The following is a 19379-nucleotide window of genomic DNA, read 5'->3' on the forward strand; positions in this document are numbered from 1 at the left end:
GGCCGAAGTCCCTTCCCGCAGGGACGAAAGCGCATCTCCGGCGGAGCGGTCCGGGGGGGGTCTCCGCGCCGGGGACCGTTCCAGGGCGGATCGCTTCCGGCGGCCACGCGACGACGGCGGGACCGGGCATGTTCCACTGTCGACAGTTCGCCGTGCCTCGACGGACGGGCGCGGCCGCGGATCGCTGCCAGGAACGGGAAACGGCCACCGTCCGCAGAGGACAGTGGCCGCTCTTCCCGTCGGGCGACGGGGAACGGGGGGTCACCCGGGCACACCTCCCGCGGCCGGTTCGTCGGCCAGGACGATCCGGGCGTCCACTCCCACTCGCAAATGCTCCTTCACCGCCACCACGCCGTCCACGCGGCCGACGAGCGCCAGCATCACCGGGATCACCGGCACGATGCTGCGGCGCTCGACCGTGCCGGTGAGCCACACGACGCCGTCGCGCACCGCGATGTCCAGCGACGCCGGATCGACGCACAGCTCGCGGTCCAGGACCTCGTCGCGCACCTCGTCCCGGATCTCGTCGTCCGGCCGCAGGAAAACCCGTCCGAGGTCGCCGTGCGAGACGATCCCGGCCAGCCGGTGGCCGGCGCCGAGCACGGGCAGGCGGTGCACCCGGCTGGCGTTCATCCGCCGGACCGCGCACACGACGTCGTCGTCCACTCCGACGGTCACCGGCGGCGTCGACATCGCCTCGGCCACCGCACCGGCCTTGCGCCAGCCGAGGCGTCCGAAGCTGCGGCCGGGACGCCTCCTCGCCAAATCGCCGCGCGTGACGACGCCGACAACCCGGCCGTCTTCGCCGACCACCGGCGCGCCGCGCACGCCCCGCCGCTCCAGCACGGCGACGGCGGCTTCGACCGGCAGGTGCGGCTCGACCACGGCGACGTCGGCCGTCATCACCGCGCGGATCTGGCGGGTTCTCTTCATCTCGGGCTCCTCACAGCAAGGGATCGGGGCGAGCGGCCGGCAGCGGCCCGCGTTCTCCGGCCGTGCGGGCCGGGACGATGACCACCGGGCAGTGCGCCTGCCGCAGGCAGTACTCGGAAACCGAGCCGACCAGCAGGTGCACCACCCGGCTGTGCCCGTGGCTGCCCAGCACCAGCATCGCCGCGCCCGCGGAAGCGCGGACCAGCGCCGGGCCGGGCGCCCCGTCGATCGCGCCGGTCCGCACCCCGGCCAGATCCGCGCCGGGGCGGGCCCTCGCGACTGCCGCGTCCAGTTCGTGCCGGTACCGGGACGCGATCTCCTCGTACGAACGCGCGACCGCCGACTCCAGGTCGGCGAGCGGGTCGAAGGTCCAGGCGCGCAGCACCGCGACCGTCCGGCCGCTCGCCGCCGCCTCGGACAGCGCCCACCGCACCGCGGCGGCGCTGCCCGCCGAGCCGTCCGCACCGACGACGATCTCGCGTTCGTTCGCGGCGGTCATGGTTCGCTCCTCACGTCCGGCCGGTGCCCTGACCATCCACAGTGGACCAAGCGGTCGGCCTACTCGACCTCGATCTTGATCCGGTTCTCGTGCGGCTGCCCGGCCAGCGGCATGGAGATCTCGAGGATGCCGTCGGTGTAGCGCGCGGTCACCTCGGCCGTCACCGCCCCCGCAGGCAGGTGGACCGTGCGGCTGAACCTGCCGTAGGAGAATTCGCTGCGGCCGTCGAGGTGCTTGCACTCCTCGCGGTCCGCCTCGACGGTCAGCATGCCGTCGTGCGTCGTCACGGAAATGTGCTTCTCCGGGTCGAACCCCGGCAGTTCGGCGCGGACGGTGTAGGTCCCGCCGTCGGTGGACTCCTCGATGCGCACCGGGTTGTGGTCGGCGAACGGCCACGGCCGGTCGAGCCAGGCGGCGATGTTCGGCAGCGCCATCCGGGAACCGGGCAACAGTGACGTCATTGCGCACTCCTCTCTCGGGAACGGTGTCGCCCCTTCAGGAAACCGCGTCCGCCCGCCGCCGCGACGCTGCCGGACTGCCCGAAGCCGGAGGACGAAAGTCACAGACCGGGCGGGCCCGCGCCCCCGGCCCCGGCCTACTGTCCACAGAGGACTCGGCTCAGCGGGCCACCGCGACCGGGCACGCCGCGTGCGCCAGCAGCCAATACCCCGTCGAACCGAGCAGCCCGCCCGCCACCGGGCCGCGCGCCCTGGCCCCGGCGACGATCAGCTGCGCACCGGCGGAAATCCCGGACAGCGCCCGCGCCGCCGAACGGACCCGCACCACATGCACGCGCACCGGCACGACCGGATGCTTGCGAGACCACGCGGCCACCTGCTCCCGCAATCCGGCTTCCCGGCCAGGGCGGCCGTCGTGCCACGCGTGCACCGCCTCGAGCCCGGCGCCGCGCGAAACGGCGGCGTCGAAGGCGAAAGCGAGTGCGCGTTCGCCGCCGTCGGAATCGTCGAGGCCGACCACCACCGGGCCGTTCACCACCGCGCTGCCCCGGATCACCACGACCGGACAGCGCGCGGACGCGGCCGCCCGCAGCGCCACCGACCCGATCGCGCCGCCGCGCGCCCCGCCGAGCCCGTGCGCGCCCAGCACGAGCAGCCCGGCCTCGTCCGACAGCGCGGCGAGCAGTTCGGCCGCGGTCCCGAGCCGGACGCACATCCGCACCGGGACCGCGGGCGCGGCCTGGCGGGCGGTTTCCGCCGCCTGGCGCAGCAACCGGCGCGCGGGCTCCATCAGGAGTTCGGCGTCGCCGGGCGGTTTCCCGTGCGGCAGGAGGTCCGGGTCGTCGCACAACTCGGCGTGGAACACCACGAGCCCGGTCCCGCGCCGCCCGGCCTCGACCGCCGCCCAGCGGACCGCCGCGAGCGCGGCCGTGGACCCGTCCACGCCGACGACCACCGGCCGGCTCACCGCCATCGCTCCCGGTTCTCCTTGCCCGCACATCGTTCTCTCGCTCGCCGGCAGAGCGCGGCGCCGTGCTTGCCGCGCTCGGCGGGCCGGCTGCGGGCAGCCCCCGATGCGGGGGCCTTCCGCTCCTCGTCCATCACATGCCTCCTCCGGCGGGTCACCGACAATCCAGCGGCCGACGCTAGGCCGCCGCGCCCCGGCCCCACTGCGGGAGGACGTCCGCGACGCGGGAGTCTTTGGTCCCAGAGCGAAAGGCGCTGCGGCCCTTCGCGCGGGTTCGGCGAGCAGGTTCCGGCTCCGCCCGCTGGCACGTCCTGCGCCGATCAGGGGAAGGGCGGCCGGAAACCCTTCCGGTGCACCGGGATCTCGCCGGTTGCCCCGCCGTCCAGCGGACAGGCCGACGGCTCGGGCGAGGGCACGGATTGCGCCGATCAGCCGACCTGGAACCGAAAACTCATGCGGTGCCGCATGACCGCCCCGTGTGGCGAGCGACCACTCGGCGCAGCCCCGCGAAACTACGCCGTCTCGCCCCGTCCTCCAGCAGACATCCCAACGCCTTGCGCGACGACACAGCCCGAACCCGCCAGAAGCAGCTCGCCGAAAAACCGCGCGGCACAGCGGCAACGCCCCACCGTCACCGACCGCTCAACGCACGCCCGGAAAGTTGCGCCGTCTCCCCCACGGCATTCCGCCTTCCGGACGTCCTCAGCCCCCGCGGCTATTCCACCGGACGGCCGGATTTCGCGCTCCGCCAATCGGCCGCCACGGTTTCGCGGAGGATGCGCTGCGCCGTCATCCGGGTCGCCTGCAGCGAGGAATGCGCTTCCCGGGAATTGAACACCCGGCGCGGGGCCGCCACGCTCAGCGCGGCCACCGCCGTCCCGGTCACGTTGAAGACGGGGACCGCGGCGGCGATCAGCGCGCCGGGGACTCGCGGGTTGAACGACACCTCGCGCCGCCGGATCTCGCGCAGTTCCGTGCTCAGCCACGCCGGGAGACCGCCGCCGTTCTCGTCCTCGCCGCGGTAGCCCGCGAACACGGCGAACCGCGCGGCGAGACCCGGGTCGAACGCCATCAGCACCCGTCCGGCCGCGCTTCCCGCCAGCTGCGAATCGTTTTCGATGCGCTCGGCCAGCGAACAGTAGCCGCTGCTGTAGATCAGGTGCACGAAATCGACGACATTGCCGCTGGCCACGCCGAGGCCGACGACGTATCCGGTCCGCCAGTGAATGTCGATCAGGGACGGGAGAATGCCTCTGCGAAGACGCTGCAGTTCCTGCGTGGAACCGGGTCTCGCGAGCCGGCACACCGCTTCCCCGTGCCGGTAATGGTATCCGGCCCGCACGACCATTCCGTATCCCTGCATCTCGGCCAGCAGCCGGTGCACCGTGCTTTTCGGCAGCCGGGTCGACCGCGATATCTCGCTCAGCGTTTCAATCCCGCCCGAATCGCGAATAGCGCTCAGTATCGAAAGCGCGCGCGGAATCGGCCTGCTCGGCACCACGCTCGTACCGGCCCAACGCCCGTTGTCGTCGCTCATAGTCACGACCGAAACCTCCACCGATTCCACCAGTCCTCGTGCGCACGCGCCGTCCGGCGATCACCGGGCCCGCCGGGAGCCCCGCTCCCGCGCGCGGCCGCCGTCCCGGCTCCGCCGCGCGACCGCTGCCCTCCGCGGTCCCGACGCCCTCCGCCGCTCGCGGGCGGCGCCGCGCCTCGCCGCCGCCCGATTCGTCCGCCACCGGCGTCTTTCCCGTCGCGATCCTGTTCTCGCACCGGACGCCCTGAGCCTTCATGCTTGCCCAGGAGCACGTCCGGCACAACCGGACGCACCCGTTCACTGAAACAGATCGCCCCAGTGGCGCAACGGGTTGGCCTGCTCGCCTCGCCGGACGACCAGCGCGTCCCCCGAACCGGGCCCGAACGGTCACGCTGCGTCGCCATAACGCATCCGCCCGCCGCCGTGTTCGCGGACCGTGACAATCGCGCGTCCCCTCGCTTTTCGTCCGGGGAAGAACCTGGCGGAAATCCGGCGAACAATCGACCGGGCCCGAGAATATTCCGGGCGCTTTCGCGTTTCCGCCGGGCATGCCGGGGTTTCGGGCAGCGTCGCCGCCGCTTCCGTCCCGGCGCCCCGCGATCGGCGGGCGAATCCGGCTCCGAAGCCGCTGGCGACCGGGCCGGCCACGACGGCGGGGGTTGGTGCCGTTCGTGCCGGCCGCGGGAGAACCGGCGGAATCCGTTTCCGGCGGCCGCCGCCCCTCCGCCGGAAGACGATACCAGCACTCAATAGACGGCGAGCGACCAAACGGGGACGCAGCGCAATGTTCCAGCACTCGGGACAGGGCCTTGACTTTCCGGCGACGAACCGAGCGGCACCGGGACGGCGGCCGGCGGAAGCGACTCGGGGATTCGCGCCCGCGCTACGTCATCCAGCGAGATCACGTTGTCCCGCAACCAGATCCGCTCGCCGAACACGAATCCGCTCACGAATGTGCAGCGGGCACGCCGTCCTGCCGACCCGATCACGCAGCCTCTTCGCCCGCGACCACTCGCTCGCAGACCCGCAGGATCGTGCGCCGGTCGACCACGTGCCAGGGTTTTCCGGCCGAAAGCCGCCGAAGCTCCGCGTCCGGTTCGAAGGCCACGGCCTTGCCCACGGACGGGAACATCTCCGCGTCCGAGGCGGAATTCCCGATCGCGAGGAAGTTTTCCGCGGCGCACCCGGCCGCTTCGGCGAGGCAGCGCACGAACGCGAGCTTGCCCCCGGCCGCGCCGGGCGCGGACAGGAGCCGCCCGGTGAACCGGCCGTCGGCCACTTCCACGACGGCGCCGTGCCCGCCGGACAGCCGGAGGTCGATCGCCGCCTCCTGCACCGGGAAATCGTGGTTCCCCGACAGCAGATGGATCCGGTATCCGCTGGCCCGCAGCAGCGAAAGCAGTTCCGGAACAAAGGAAAACAGTTTCCCCCGGCTCGCCCGCCAGGTTTTCTCCGCGGCGAACCGGGCCTGCGCGACCGACGCGCCTTTCATCGCGAGCGCGTACAGCCGGTAGATCTCGTCCATCAGCCCGGGCGGCGCTTTCTCCTCGGCGGCCATCTGGTCGATCGCCTCCAGGCAGGACAGCCCCGCTTGCCGGTCGCAGGTGCCGTCGTCGATCAGGACCCGCAGATAATGCCTCGAAGTGTGCCCGGGAAGAAGAGTTCCGTCCAGGTCCAGAATGGCGTATTTCGTCGCGCAGCAGTTCATGAGTCACCCTGATCCGTCGCATCCACGAAAACGGCCCTTCGGTGCGCGCTTTCCGCGATTTTCCGGGCTGACAGTACATCGGCGCGGGTCCGGGACCGGCGGCTTGTTCCATGCCCCGGGACACCGCTGTCCCGGCCCGGAAACGGGGGAATAATCGGAAAACTTTCCGAGAGCCGGTGGCCGGAGCGCGGATTCGACCGCGTGGGCTGATCCGCCCGCGGGCGGTCCCGGCGCGGGCGGTCAGGCCGAGTTTGTTCAGCAGCCGAGCTACTTGCGGGCTCCGCGACCGCGCCCCACCGGCAGGGGCTTCCGGAATCCCAGCCACGCGCTCCACCCGAACAATCCGGCCAGCAACGCCGCCGACGCACCCAGCAGCGTCAGGTCGACCGGCAGTGCCTCCGGGTCGAGTTCGTCCGCGCGATGGGTCGCCACGATGCCCGCCCGGTCCTCGACCACGTCGACCGTCTCGCCGGGTTTCATCCGCGACTTCACCGAGAGGTCTTCGGACAGCAGCGTGCCGTCCGGGCGGTTGACCCGCGCGCTGCAGGCGGTGCCGCCCTTGACGTGGTGGCATTCGGACGACACCGCGAGCGCGCTGTACCGGTCGCCGTCCGCGGCCAGGTAGCCGACCGCCGTCACGCCGACGCAGACCAGATAGAACGCGGTCAGCAGGAAGCCGCCGACGAGGAACCAGCCGCGTCCGGAGAACATGAACACCGCCGACGTCGCCAGCGCGGCGAGCAGGAGCCCGATGAGCAAGCCCGCCGCGGACGCCACCGAGCTGGCGCTGACGAACCCCACTGCCGCCGCGCCGCCGACCGCCAGCACCACGAGCCAGCACAACCCGGCACGCAGAGCGATGACCCGACCGCTCGCCGGAGTCGTTTTCCGGGCGGAATCCCTTGCCACAGCGGGCTTTCTGGTGGACACGCCGGAATGATGACACGGCGGGCGCGCCGCCGGGCGCGATTACGGATTACCGGCGAGCGTGCTGTCCCTCGACCGGCGCTCGGAAGAACGACCGCACCGGCACCAGCAACCCCGCCAGCGACAACGCGACGAACAGGATCTGGTGCACGTGATCAGTGCCCGGCGGCAGCCGGAAGATCAGGTGTGCGAGCCAGAACACCGGGTAGAACCACAGCGCGAACCACGCCCATCGCTCGCCCGCGCGGAACGGGATCACCGCGGTCAGCCCGCCGAACAGCCCGAGCCCGGCGGTGGCTAGCGCGTCGGTGCGGTAGAGCAGCGAATCCCCGGCGGGAGGCGCGATGGCGACCACGATCCCGAACCCGAGGATCCCCGCGCTGACCACCGCGAGGCAGATCCAGCCGATCCGCATCGGCGTGCCGCTGCTCATCCGGCGAATTTACTCCGCTTCCGCCGGTTCCGGGGTGTCCGGCCGCGTCCTTTCCGGACGGACACGAGGCAGTCGCTCCGCATTGACGCGCCCAGCCTGGCCCGTTCAATCACCCTCGGCGCGAAACTCGCTCCGACGGCAACACACAAGCCAGCCGACGCAGCGCCTTCTTCACCGCCGCGACCGACATTCCCCGCTCATGCCGTTGGTTCTGGTACAGATCGGGCGCCAGCGGAGCCAGCAGCACGTCCGGCAGCGCCTCGTCCCGCAGCCCCGCCTCCCGCACCTGCGCCGCCACGAAAACCCGCCAGAACCCGTACGCCCCGGTCCGATACCGCCGCGCCCCGGTCTCCGCGCCCAGCGCCAACGGCAAATGCCGCTCGAGCAAATCGATCATCGCGTCGTAAAACGCCACCAGCCGTTCCCGTGGAGCAGCGCCCGGCCCGAGCGGCGGCGGTCCGCACAGCATCGCCTCCTGCAATCGGCGCTCGTGCTCGTCCAGCAGCGCGACGGCCACGGCGGCGACGCTGTCGTAGCGGCGATAGAGCGTGCCGCGGCCGACCCCCGCCGCCGTCGCCAGGTCGCCCATCGTGATGTCCGGGCCTTTCGCGGCGAACAGGTCCTCGGCCGCGGCGAGGATCCGCTGCCGGTTCGCCGCGGCGTCCGCGCGCTCGGTGACTGGCTTGCCGTTCACCCCGCCACTGTATCTGGACAGCGTGTCCGGATCGAGTACAGTCATAAGTGGACACAGTGTCCACATGAGAGATGGGGGCAAACCATGCACTCGTTCACGCTCGCCGGCCGCACCGTCGGCCGGATCGGCTACGGGACCATGCAGCTCGCAGGGCCGAAGGCGATGGGCGAACCGGCCGACCCGGAGCGCGCCAAGGCGGCCGTCCGCGCGGCCGTCGAGGCGGGGATCCGGCTGATCGACACATCCGGCTACTACGGACCCGAGGTCGCCAACCGCCTCCTCGCCGAGGCGCTTCGGCCCTATCCGGCCGACCTGCTCATCGCCACCAAGGTCGGCGCGCGCCGCAGTCCCGACGGCGGTTTCGTCGCCGACGCCACGCCGGAAGCGGTCAAAGCGGCCGTCCGGGACAACCTCAGGCAGCTCGGCGTCGAGCGGCTTCCGTTGGTGCACGCCAGGTTCATGCCCGACAGCACGGTGCCGTGGGCGGACACCGTCGGCGCGCTCGCCGAACTCCGCGACGAGGGCCTGCTCGAACACGTCGGCGTCTCGAACGTCACCCTCGAACTGCTCGACCAGGCGCGCTCGGTCACGCCGATCGCGTCCGTGGAGAACGAGTACCACGTCGGACACTCCGGCGGCCGGGACGTTCTCGACGCCACTACTGCGGCCGGCATCCCGTATCTGGCGTTCCGTCCGCTCGGCAACGGAGCGTTGGCCAAGGAAACTTCGCCCTTGGCCAAGCACGCCCAGCAGCTTGGCGTTTCGGCGGCGACGCTCGCCCTCGCCTGGCTCCTGGACCTCGCGCCCAACGTCGCCGTCATCCCGGGCACGAGCGACCCGGACCATCTCGCCGACCTCGTCGCCGCCCGGGAACTCGCCCTGCCGTCCGACGTCCGCGCAGCGCTCGACGAGGACTGACGATGGGCTGGATCGCCGTGTTCGCGGCCGGGCTGCTCGAAATCGCCTGGGCGCACAGCATTCGCCTCACCGACGGCTTCACCAAACTCGTGCCGACGCTCGTCTGCGGCGCGCTCACCGTCCTCGTGCTGTACGTGCTGAACGTCGGCATGAAGACGGTGCCGGTCGGGACGGCGTACGCGGTGTTCGTCGGGATCGGCGCGGTCGGCACGGCTGTCGTCGGAATCCTCTGGCTCCGCGAACCCGTCAGCCTCCCGCGGATCCTCGCGCTCGCGCTGATCCTCGGCGGAGTCGTCCTCCTCCGGCTGACCTCCCGGACCGCGTGAGCGCCGAGCCGGTCCCGGCGCCGTCACGCCCGGGACCGGCGAGGCCCCCGGAGTTCCGGCGCCCGGAACCGCTTAGGCCCATCGGGCGTCACCCGTCCGCCAGGATCGCCCACAGGCTGTTGCCCGCCGTCATCCTCCCGTGTGCGCGGCGGCATCGTTCGTGCCCCGGCGACCGGCGCGCGAACACCTCGCGGGAGTGGCTTCCTAGGCCAGAAGAGGCACGCGAAACGACTCGCGCCAGCCCGCGAGTGAATTCCCGCGAATCGTCTTGTCCGGGCAAAAGAATCCTCGCTAGCCTCGGACCGCAGAGGGAGAAATGCCGACCGCCCCGCGCCAGCCGGGAGCGGGACGGCACAGTTCATCGCGCGCCGACCGGAAATCGCGGTCCGAAAAGGGAGTACATGATGACGTCTGTTGCCCGTCCGGTTGCCCGCACCGCGTACCAGCAGTCGGTCGCCGACTACTGGAACGCCGAAAAGGATCCGGTCAACCTGCGCCTCGGCGACGTCGACGGGCTTTACCACCACCATTACGGAATCGGCGACTACGACCCGTCCGTCCTGGACGGACGCGGGGAAGAGCGGGACAAGGCGATCATCGCCGAAATGCACCGGCTGGAGACCGCACAGTCGCAGTTCCTGTTGCAGCACTTGGGAGACATCGACCCCACGGCACGGCTGCTGGACGCCGGCTGCGGGCGCGGCGGCACCAGCGTGCAGGCGCACCAGCGGTTCGGCTGCCGGGTGGACGGCATCTCCATTTCCGAGCAGCAGGTCGAATTCGCCAATGAACAGGCCCGGTTGCGCGGAATTGACGGAGCGGTGCGCTATCACCTCCGGAACATGCTCGACACCGGATTCGAAAGCGGCGATTTCGCCGGGATCTGGAACAACGAAAGCACCATGTACGTCGATCTGCACGAGCTCTTCGCCGAACACGCGCGGCAGCTCGCGCCCGGCGGCCGATTCGTCACCATCACCGGCTGCTACAACGACCTGACCGGCGGGCGTTCGCGCGCGGTGAGCCAGATCGACCAGCATTACATCTGCAATATCCACGCCCGCGGCGACTATTTCAAAGCACTGACCGACAGCGGTTTCGTCCCGATCAACGTCGTGGACCTCACCGAGGCGACGATCCCGTACTGGGAGCTGCGCGAGCAGTCGTCCGTCGCGACCGGCATCGAGGGGCCGTTCCTGACCGCCTATCGCGAGGGCAGCTTCCACTACCTGCTCATCGCCGCCGACCGCGTCTGACCGGGCGGGACGGCATGTCCGGAATCGCAGCGGTCCGCCCGGACCTCGCGTTCGCCGCGGGCCCGCTCGGCCTGGGCACCTCGGCGGCGCGGATCGCGGAGCAGTTCGCCCCGCGCTCCGCGCCGCCGCCCGGCCAGGACCCGGCGTACGCGGAACGGGAATGGGGCGACGGCAGCGCGTCGCCGCTGTACTGCCCGGTCGTGAAGCGGGTGGACGAGCCGCTCGCCGAGGAGGTCGACCGGCGGCTCGTCGCGTGGGCGGCGGACTGCGGGTTCGAAGGCGAGGGGCTGGACCAGATCGCGCGGGCCACGCTCGGCAGGCTGGTGATGCTGGCGCACCCCGATTCCTCCGATCCCGACCATCTCCTGGTCGCCGCGCAGCTCAACGCGGTGTGGTGGGCGGCCGACGACTACTACGCCGACGACAGTTCCCTCGGCGCCTCGCCGACCGAGCTTCCGCCGCGGCTGGCGCTGGTCATGGCCGCGATGGACCCGGTCGCGCCCGCGGGCGAGTTCTCCGAGCCGCTGGAGGAGGCGCTGCGGGCCGATCCGATCCGGGTCGGGTTCCACTCCGCGGTCGACCATCTCGGCAGGCACGGTTCGCCCGTGCTGGTCCAGCGGGTGTGCTACTCGACGTTCGCGATGTTCGTCAGCTGGGACGCCTACGCCGCGTGGCGCCACACCGGCCGCTATCCCCCGGCCTGGGAGTACCTGGCGGCCCGCCAGCACGACAGCTTCTACACCTCGATGACCCTCATCGACGCCGTCGGCGGGTACGAACTGCCCGCGCCGTTCTACTACGACCCGCGCGTGCGGGAGGCGATGATGCGCGCGGGCACCGCGACGGTCCTGGTCAACGACCTCCATTCGGTGGCGAAGGACGCCGCCGACGAGAACCCGGTCTGCAACATGGTGCTGCAGATCGCCGCCGACCGGAACTGCCCGGTCTCCGAGGCGGTCGAGACCACGGTCGCGCTGCACAACAAGCTCGTGCGCGAGTTCGAGGAGGGGCACCGGGCCCTGCTCTCGATCCCGTCGCCGGAACTGCAGCGCTTCCTCGCCGGCGTCCGCGACTGGATGGGCGGCGGCTTCGAATGGCACGCCACGAACCCTCGCTACCGCTCCTGACCTCAGAACTCCCGACACCGGGCAACGTTCCCCAGACAAGGTGGTTTCGCTGTGACTGTCACCGATCCGGTCGACTCCGCGGACGTGGAAGACCGGGAACCCTTGAGCCTGGGCCGCGCGGCGGCGCGGCAACTGGCCACGACCACGAAGTCCGTCCCGCAGATGCAGGGCATCAGCTCGCGGTGGCTGCTGAAGGTGCTGCCGTGGGTCGAGGTGTCGGCAGGCACGTACCGCGTCAACCGGCGGCTCAGCTACACCGTCGGCGACGGCCGGGTCACGTTCGTGACCAGCGGCTCCGAGGTCCGCGTCATCCCGCCCGAGCTCGGGGAGCTCGCGCCGCTGCGCGGATTCGACGACGAAGCGGCTCTGGCCGAGCTGGCCGGGCGGTTCGAGCAGCGCGAATACCAGCCGGGCGACGTGCTCGCCGAATTCGGCAGCCGCGCCGACCAGGTGTTCCTCATCGCGCACGGCAAGATCACGAAGGCCGGCGTCGGCGCCTTCGGCGACCAGACCGTCCTCGGCACGCTGCTGGACGGCGGCTATTTCGGCGAGAACGTGCTCACCAGCTCGGACGGGATCTGGGAGTTCACCGCCAAGGCGGTCACCTCCGCGACCGTGCTGACGTTGTCGCGCCAGGAGTTCGAAGGCGTGCTGAACCGTTCGGAAACGCTGCGCGCGCATCTCGAAGCCTTCATCGCAGGTGGAGAGACGGCCCGCAACGAACACGGCGAAGCCGAGATCGCCCTGTCCGCGGGCCACGACGGCGAACCGCAGCTGCCGGGCACGTTCGTCGACTACGACACGTCGCCGCGCGAGTACGAGCTGAGCGTCGCGCAGACCGTGCTGCGGGTGCACAGCCGGGTCGCCGATCTCTACAGCGAGCCGATGAACCAGACCGAGCAGCAGTTGCGGCTCACCGTCGAGGCGCTGCGGGAGCGCCAAGAGCACGAACTGGTCAACAACGCCGACTTCGGCCTGCTGAACAACGCCGACTTCGACCAGCGGGTGCCCACCCGCACCGGCCCGCCGACGCCGGACGACTTCGACGAGCTGCTTTCGCTGGTGTGGAAGGACCCCAGCTTCTTCCTCGCGCACCCGAAGACGATCGCCGCGTTCGGCCGGGAATGCAGCAAGGCCGGGATCTACCCCGGCTCGGTCGACCTCGGCGGCAACCAGGTGCCCGCGTGGCGCGGCGTGCCGATCCTGCCGTGCAACAAGATCCCGGTCACCGAGACCCGCACCAGCTCGGTCCTGCTGATGCGGACCGGCGAGCAGGCCCAAGGCGTCGTCGGGCTGCACCAGACCGGCCTGCCGGACGAATACCAGCCGGGCCTCAACGTGCGGTTCATGGGCATCAGCGAGCAGGCCATCCTGTCCTACCTGGTCTCGGCCTACTATTCCGCCGCCGTCCTCGTTCCGGACGCGCTCGCCGTGCTGGAAGCCGCCGAAATCGGCCGGGAGGGCTGAGCCCGGTGCCGATCACGGAACAACAGGAGCAGCTCTCCCTCGGCGTCAAGGCGGCCCGCACCCTAGCCACGACCACCAAGTCGCTGCCGCAGATGCGCTCGATCACCCCGCGGTGGCTGCTGTCGCAGCTGCCGTGGGTCGAGGTGCCCGGCGGCAGCTACCGGGTCAACCGGCGGCTGACCTACACCGTCGGCGACGGCAAGGTGAGTTTCTTCCAGACCGGGGCGCAGGTGCAGGTCGTCCCGCTCGAGCTGACCGAGATCGAACTGCTGCGCGGGTTCGCCGACGAGGCGGCGCTCGGCGCGCTGGCGGACGCGTTCGAACAGCGCGAGTACGAGGCGGGCAGCACGCTCGTCTCGGCCGGGGACGCGCTGGACCAGCTCGTGCTCGTCGTGCACGGCAAGGTCACCCGGCACGGTTCAGGGGACTTCGGCGCGGAGGTTCTTCTGGGCACCGCCACCGACGGCGACCATTTCGGCAGCGAACTCCTCGCCAGGGACGACGCTACCTGGGGCTTCACCGCACGCGCCGCGACGAGGGTGGTCGCGCTGGTGCTGCCCGCCGGCTCGTACGCCCGGCTCAACGGCAGGCTCGACTCCCTGCGCGCGCACGTGGCGCAGGCCGTCTCCCAGCCGCGGAAACCGCAGAACCGCAAGGGGGAAGCGAGCATCGACCTGTCCGCCGGCCACGACGGCGAACCGGTCCTCGCCGGCACCTACGTCGACTACGAACCCTCGCCGCGCGAGTACGACCTCGCGGTGGCGCAGACGGTCCTGCGGGTGCACAACCGCGTCACCGATCTCTACAACGACCCGATGGACCAGTTCGAGCAGCAATTGCGGCTGACTGTGGAGGCATTGCGGGAAAGGCAGGAACACGAGCTGATCAACAACCCCGATTTCGGGCTGCTGCACAATGCCGACCTCAAATCCCGGATCACCACCCGCACCGGTCCGCCGACGCCGGGCGATCTGGACGAACTGCTCTGCCGCCGGCGCAAAACGCGGCTGTTCCTCGCGCATCCGAAGGCGATCGCCGCGATCGGGCGGGAATGCACGAGGGCCGGGGTTTATCCGGAGCCGGTCGTGGTGGACGGGAAACGCGTCACCGCGTGGCGCGGCGTGCCGATCCTGCCGTGCGACAAAATCCCGGTCAGCGAGGCGGGCACCACCTCGGTGCTCGCGATGCGCACCGGGGAAGACGACGCGGGCGTCATCGGATTGCGGCCGAAATCCCTCGCCGACGAATACCGGCCGGGATTGAACGTGCGGTTCATGCACATCAACGACCGCGCGGTGTCGTCCTATTTGGTCAGTGCTTATCACTCCGTCGCGGTCCTCGTGCCGGACGCGCTGGGGGTTCTCGACGACGTCGAGGTCGCCCGGGGTTGAGCGCCGGTGTGCCGCGTCGATGCTCGCCGGAAGCCGTGCGCTTTCGGCGAGCATCGACGGTTCAGCGGCAGTTGTGCTTGCCAGGCAAGCGAACCGTCGCGAAGTTCGGCGCCGCGGCGCTCGCCGGAAGCACCACGCCCCGGCGAGAGCCGGCGTCTCAGCGGAAGATCTGCTTCTCAGGCAAGCGGACCGTCACGAACCCGTTGGCGAAGTTCTGCTCCACCTGCGCGGATTCCTGAGCGTCCGGCATCGCGTTCTTGCACGTGATTCCCGGCCCGTGCCCGGACATCAGTTCCGAGCACGGTCCCTCGTAGTGGTCGGGAAGGCCGAGGTTGTGGCCGATCTCGTGGGCGATGATCCGGGTCGGGTCGTTGCCTTCGGCGACCTGCTGGGTGTCGATGTAGATGTCGCCGGTGCCGTGCCCGTCGGTCTGGGTGTAGGAACCGCCGCCGGTGGTTTCGTGCATGATGATGGTCGCGGCGCCGCCGCTGTTGAGGTGGACGTTGTGCACCGAGGTGTTCCAGTTCGCCGCGGCCTGGGTGGCCTCGGCCTGGTAGTCGGGCAAACCGCTGGCGTCGTAGTACAGCTCCACCGCGTCCAGCGGCGCGGCGGACGCCGTCCCGACTCCGGTCAGCGGCAGCGCCAACGCGGCGGCCGCGCCTGCGGCCAGCCGGCCAAAGCGTTGCAGGGTCATGGTTTTTCCTCTCCGAAAGAGGGTTTCCGGGACAGGGTTCAGCTTCCGATCTGCTGCTGGATCCACGACATGTACTGGGCGATGCCGGTGTAGAGGGTGGTGGTGGCGCATTCGCCGCCGTTGTCGCCGGGGCCGTGGGTTTCGCCTACCAGCGTCCAGTTCCCGGTGGTGCCGACGATCGCGGGGCCGCCCGAATCGCCGTGGCACGCGGAATGCCCGTAGTCGCCGGAGATGCAGACGTCGCCCGCGCCGCCGCCGCCCGCCGCGCACGCGCTGCTGTCGAGGACCTGAAGGTCGATCTGCTGCAGGGTTTGCGCCGTCTGACAGTTGGGCCAGCTCGTGCAGCCCCAGCCGAGCAGCCGCGCGCCCGTTCCCGGCGCCGGGTTGCTCTGCGCCATCGCGACCGGAGCCGACTGGGCGGGCTGGCTCAGGTGCATCATGGTGAGGTCGGTGCCCTGGTCGGTGATCACGTTGTCGATCTGGCCGACCTCGCCCGCGTTGATGTCGATCGCGCCGATCCGTGCCGTCGACGCCTGGCCGCAGTGGTTCGCCGTGATGATCCACTGGGGCGCGACAAGGCTTCCGCCGCAACCGTTGTCCAGCGACACCATGAACGAGTAGGTTTCGCTGGCGTCGCTGCCTCCGATGATGGCCGGCTGCGCCGCGACCGCCGGTGCGGCGACTCCGAACAGCAGGGCCGCCGCGCCCATCACCGCCAGCATTATTTTCCGCATCGCTTTCCCTTCCATAGCAACCAATCCCGCCAATCGCGGGAGAGGCAGGAGTTCGGCCGGGGATACGGCCGGGGGACCACTTTCGCGGGCGCCGGGCCCGCTATGGAAACCACAGAGTCCCAGGGCCGCCGGAGTCCGAACACCGTCGAAAGGAGGGATACGACCGGACGCCGAACCGTGCGCGGCGGCACGAACGTCGATTACCGGGATGAACCGAACCCGGAATAACGCGTTCCGGTTGGGCGTCTGCGCTGTTCAACGAGCCGCAATTGGATCGGATGCGGCGAGTTCGGACTTCCGTTCAGCGGACGGCCGGCGCCACTGGACAGCAAAGCCGAACGGGATTCGCGACTTTCGTGGGTATAAGCGATTGCCAAGGATCCCTAAACTGCGAATTGCGCCCGCATTAGCTGACCGCGGTGCGCCATCGTCCTATTCGCAAGAAACGGAGATGTGCATGATCCCAGCACTCAGTCAAAGACACGGCGGACGCGGCGGTATCGCCTTCGCCGCGGCGGTTCTGGCCGCTGGATCAGTTTTCGCCGCCTCGGGCGTCGCGGCCGCCCAGCCCTCGACGGCACCGCTGAACGCGAGAGCCGCGACCGCCATGTCCGCCAGCATCGCGAAGTCGCTCGGCGACCGCACCGTGGGCTCGTACTACGACCAGGCCAGCTCGCACCTGACCGTCACCGTCACCGACCAGGCCGCCGCCGACCAGGTCCGCGCGGCCGGCGCGACGCCGAAGTTCGTGAAATACCGTGCGTCCCAACTGAAAGCCGTCACGTCGGAACTGGCTCGTACGGCCAGCGTCCCCGGCACCGCCTGGCGCGTCGACCCGCGAACCGGCCAGGTGCTCGTCACCGCCGATTCGTCGGTGACCGGAGCCAAGCTCGCCCAGGTGACCAACGCCGTGCACCGCTTCGGCGACAAGGCCCGCTTCGCCAAGACAAAGGGCAAACTGCGCCCCCTGATCAGCGGCGGCGACGCCATCTGGGGCCAGGGCCTGCGCTGCTCGCTGGGCTTCAACGTGCACACCTCGAGCGGCCAGCCCGCGATCCTGACCGCCGGCCACTGCGGCGTGGCCACGAACGACTGGTGGGCCGACCAGGGCAACTCGCAGCACATCGCCAGCACGTCCGGAGCGAATTTCCCCGGCACTGACTACTCGTACGCCACCTACGACTCCGGCGTAGACGCCCCGAGCGCCGTCAACACCGGCCAGCAAATCACCGCAGCAGGCGACGCGACAGTCGGCGAAACCGTCACCCGCAGCGGCTCGACCACCGGCGTCCACGACGGCCAGGTCACCGCGCTCAACGCCACGGTGAACTACCAGGAAGGCGCGGTGAACGGCCTGATCGACACCACCGTCTGCGCAGAACCAGGCGACAGCGGCGGCTCGCTCTTCGACGGTGCCACCGCACTGGGCCTCACCTCAGGCGGCAGCGGAGACTGCAACTCCGGCGGAGAAACCTTCTTCCAGCCGGTTCCCGCAGCATTGAGCGCCTACGGTTTGGTTCTTCCGTAAGCCCGCTTTCCGCTTGGGTTCGGTTTTGGTACGCGAGGGGAACCCTGAGGGAATCTGATTCCCTCAGGGTTCCCCTCACGTACTTAGCCCCACCCAACCGCCACCGCTGCACCCACTCAAGGCACCCACACCCCCCGCACCCCGATACGAAGCCAAAAACACGGCGCGGGGGTGCTTGTCAAGGCATCTTTCCCGCCTTGACAAGCACCCCCGCGCCGTAGTCACACTCAGCTTCGGGGTGCCCCACGCAACCACTCACGGCAATGTCGCCGCCAGGCGACGAGCCGATTACTCAGCCGCCAGGCGACGAGCCGATTACTCAGCCGCCATCCGCTCCCGAAGCGACCGAGGCCGCATATCCGTCCACACCTCGTCCACGTGCTTCATGCACTCCTCCCGGCTCCCCCGGACCCCGTCGGCCCGCCACCCGGCCGGCACCTCCTTGTCCGCGGGCCACAGCGAATACTGCTCCTCCTCATTGACCAAAACCTGAAACACAGCAGCGTCGTCCATCAGAAATTCCCTTTCTCCGTCACTGACCAGAAGTCTCTTCAAGCTCCCGAACCCGAGGCGCGGCAGGCAACCCGCGCAAAGTCCCGCTAAACGTACTTAAAAGAGTGACCACGGCAATCGACCCGGTACAAGCCAGCACCGCGGACACCGCAGGCAACGCCTCGACCAGCCACCCGCCCAACGCGGGCCCGGCCGCCGCGGCCAACCCGCCGGTCACTCCCAGCACCCCGCCGAGCCGCCCCCGCAACCCGTCCGGAGTGGACAACAACTGATAAGTAGCAATAGCAGTATTAGCAGCAGGCGGCAAAAACGCAATAGCCGCGAAGAGCGCGCCCATCACATATCCATTGTGGACGAACACGGCAAGCGGCGTCAGCACGGTCAACGCCCAGAACACCCCGATAACCAGCCCGTACGCGCTGAGCCACCGATGCAGGTACGGCGCGGCCAGCGACCCGAGAATCCCCCCGGCCCCCAGCATCGCCGCCATCACGCCGATCTCCCCGGCCGGAACCCCCCGCTCGTTGGCCAGCACGATGATCACGAGGTAATAAGCGGAAAAGAACAGATTCAAACTGACGACACAAGCCACAGTAGCCCGCAGCGCTGGCCGCGACCACACCCACCGAAGCCCCTCGACGATCTCCCGCCCCAGATGCTTCGGCGGCGCGTCCTCCGCCCGCTCGGCCTGCCGGGGCAACCGCACGAACAGCAGCGACACAAACGCGAACACATGCGCGACCAGGTCGAAGAGGAATGGAATAACCCGCCCCACCGCGAAAAGGAATCCGCCCAGCGCATTCCCGGACAACTGCCCCGCACTAGTCCGCGCAGCGTTCATCGCCACCGCGGACGGCACCTGCTCCTCCGCCACCAACCGAGGCAGACTGGCTTCCTCCGCGGGCTCGAACAACGCCCGGCTGAGCCCCATCACGACGGCCGCCGCAACGAGCATCCACACCTCCGCGACGCCCCAGTACAACGCGAGCACCAACCCGCCCGCCGCGACCGCCTGTGCCGCCTCGCACCACAGCATGATCCGCTTGCGAGGCCACCGATCCACCAACGCGCCGGCAGGCAACCCGGCGACGAGCTGGCTGATCGCCACGGCTCCCAGCACGAGCCCGGACTGCGCCGCCGACCCGGTGAGCGCCAGAACCAGCAAGGGAAACGCGATGGTGGTCGTGCTGAACCCGGCTTCGGAGACGACCTGGCCAGTCCAGAGAAACCGGTAGTCGCGATTGCCCACGATCCCGCTCATGCCCCGCC

General features: G+C 70.1%; 20 protein-coding genes. 7 read left to right on the plus strand and 13 right to left on the minus strand.

The features are described 5' to 3' along the window. Window positions 1-261: 261 nt before the first annotated feature. From AB5I40_RS08700 to AB5I40_RS08740, 9 genes are all read right to left on the minus strand, one after another. Complete coding sequence (locus tag AB5I40_RS08700; protein ID WP_370937924.1) at window positions 262-933, minus strand: CBS domain-containing protein; 672 nt, start codon at window positions 931-933, stop codon at window positions 262-264. Window positions 934-943: 10 nt separating this feature from the next. Further along, the gene (locus tag AB5I40_RS08705) at window positions 944-1432 is read right to left on the minus strand and encodes a universal stress protein (protein WP_370937925.1); all 489 of its coding nucleotides are present in this window, start codon (window positions 1430-1432) and stop codon (window positions 944-946) included. Between the two features lie 59 nt (window positions 1433-1491). Continuing rightward, window positions 1492-1893: an Hsp20/alpha crystallin family protein gene (locus tag AB5I40_RS08710; protein ID WP_370937926.1), complete on the minus strand. Its 402-nt coding sequence runs from the start codon at window positions 1891-1893 to the stop codon at window positions 1492-1494. A 157-nt stretch (window positions 1894-2050) separates the two neighbouring features. Next, the gene (locus tag AB5I40_RS08715) at window positions 2051-2863 is read right to left on the minus strand and encodes a universal stress protein (protein ID WP_370937927.1); all 813 of its coding nucleotides are present in this window, start codon (window positions 2861-2863) and stop codon (window positions 2051-2053) included. Window positions 2864-3572: 709 nt separating this feature from the next. Next, a complete protein-coding gene (locus AB5I40_RS08720; protein WP_370937928.1) occupies window positions 3573-4394 on the minus strand; it encodes an IclR family transcriptional regulator in 822 nt (273 codons plus the stop codon). A 985-nt stretch (window positions 4395-5379) separates the two neighbouring features. Next, window positions 5380-6102, minus strand: a complete 723-nt coding sequence (locus AB5I40_RS08725) for an HAD family hydrolase (protein WP_370937929.1) — start codon at window positions 6100-6102, stop codon at window positions 5380-5382. A gap of 267 nt (window positions 6103-6369) precedes the next feature. Further along, the gene (locus AB5I40_RS08730; protein ID WP_370937930.1) at window positions 6370-7032 is read right to left on the minus strand and encodes a hypothetical protein; all 663 of its coding nucleotides are present in this window, start codon (window positions 7030-7032) and stop codon (window positions 6370-6372) included. A 46-nt stretch (window positions 7033-7078) separates the two neighbouring features. Next, a complete protein-coding gene (locus AB5I40_RS08735; RefSeq protein ID WP_370937931.1) occupies window positions 7079-7462 on the minus strand; it encodes a hypothetical protein in 384 nt (127 codons plus the stop codon). A 109-nt stretch (window positions 7463-7571) separates the two neighbouring features. Beyond that, entirely contained in the window at window positions 7572-8201 is a 630-nt protein-coding gene (locus AB5I40_RS08740; RefSeq protein WP_370937932.1) for a TetR/AcrR family transcriptional regulator, read from the minus strand. Between the two features lie 39 nt (window positions 8202-8240). On the opposite strand from AB5I40_RS08740, the gene AB5I40_RS08745 reads away from it, so the two are divergent. From AB5I40_RS08745 to AB5I40_RS08770, 6 genes are all read left to right on the plus strand, one after another. Continuing rightward, window positions 8241-9074 carry an aldo/keto reductase gene (locus AB5I40_RS08745; RefSeq protein ID WP_370937933.1) on the plus strand — a complete coding sequence of 278 codons (834 nt, stop codon included), beginning with the start codon at window positions 8241-8243 and terminating at the stop codon, window positions 9072-9074. Between the two features lie 2 nt (window positions 9075-9076). After that, window positions 9077-9400, plus strand: a complete 324-nt coding sequence (locus AB5I40_RS08750; RefSeq protein WP_370937934.1) for a multidrug efflux SMR transporter — start codon at window positions 9077-9079, stop codon at window positions 9398-9400. 404 nt (window positions 9401-9804) lie between these two features. Further along, window positions 9805-10656: a geranyl diphosphate 2-C-methyltransferase gene (locus AB5I40_RS08755; RefSeq protein ID WP_370937935.1), complete on the plus strand. Its 852-nt coding sequence runs from the start codon at window positions 9805-9807 to the stop codon at window positions 10654-10656. Between the two features lie 14 nt (window positions 10657-10670). Beyond that, on the plus strand, window positions 10671-11783 hold the full coding sequence (locus AB5I40_RS08760) for a family 2 encapsulin nanocompartment cargo protein terpene cyclase (RefSeq protein ID WP_370937936.1): 1113 nt from the start codon (window positions 10671-10673) through the stop codon (window positions 11781-11783). Window positions 11784-11834: 51 nt separating this feature from the next. Further along, entirely contained in the window at window positions 11835-13250 is a 1416-nt protein-coding gene (locus tag AB5I40_RS08765; protein ID WP_370937937.1) for a family 2B encapsulin nanocompartment shell protein, read from the plus strand. A gap of 5 nt (window positions 13251-13255) precedes the next feature. Continuing rightward, window positions 13256-14641, plus strand: coding sequence for a family 2B encapsulin nanocompartment shell protein (locus AB5I40_RS08770; RefSeq protein WP_370937938.1), 1386 nt, complete (start codon window positions 13256-13258; stop codon window positions 14639-14641). A 157-nt stretch (window positions 14642-14798) separates the two neighbouring features. On the opposite strand, the gene AB5I40_RS08775 is transcribed toward AB5I40_RS08770, so the two are convergent. Further along, a complete protein-coding gene (locus AB5I40_RS08775; protein WP_370937939.1) occupies window positions 14799-15335 on the minus strand; it encodes a snapalysin family zinc-dependent metalloprotease in 537 nt (178 codons plus the stop codon). Between the two features lie 38 nt (window positions 15336-15373). Continuing rightward, complete coding sequence (locus tag AB5I40_RS08780; RefSeq protein ID WP_370937940.1) at window positions 15374-16069, minus strand: trypsin-like serine protease; 696 nt, start codon at window positions 16067-16069, stop codon at window positions 15374-15376. Between the two features lie 457 nt (window positions 16070-16526). Between AB5I40_RS08780 and AB5I40_RS08785 the strand changes: the two genes are divergently transcribed. Next, on the plus strand, window positions 16527-17597 hold the full coding sequence (locus tag AB5I40_RS08785) for a S1 family peptidase (RefSeq protein WP_370937941.1): 1071 nt from the start codon (window positions 16527-16529) through the stop codon (window positions 17595-17597). Window positions 17598-17912: 315 nt separating this feature from the next. Here the strand turns inward: AB5I40_RS08785 and AB5I40_RS08790 are convergent, their stop codons facing one another. Together AB5I40_RS08790 and AB5I40_RS08795 are read right to left on the minus strand one after the other, a co-directional pair. Continuing rightward, window positions 17913-18110 (minus strand): MbtH family protein, encoded by a 198-nt coding sequence (locus AB5I40_RS08790; protein ID WP_370937942.1) that lies wholly within the window; start codon window positions 18108-18110, stop codon window positions 17913-17915. A gap of 19 nt (window positions 18111-18129) precedes the next feature. Then, window positions 18130-19371 (minus strand): MFS transporter, encoded by a 1242-nt coding sequence (locus AB5I40_RS08795; RefSeq protein ID WP_370937943.1) that lies wholly within the window; start codon window positions 19369-19371, stop codon window positions 18130-18132. Window positions 19372-19379 lie beyond the last annotated feature (8 nt).

Origin of the sequence: Amycolatopsis sp. cg13, from assembly GCF_041346965.1 — a bacterium.
Taxonomy (GTDB): domain Bacteria; phylum Actinomycetota; class Actinomycetes; order Mycobacteriales; family Pseudonocardiaceae; genus Amycolatopsis.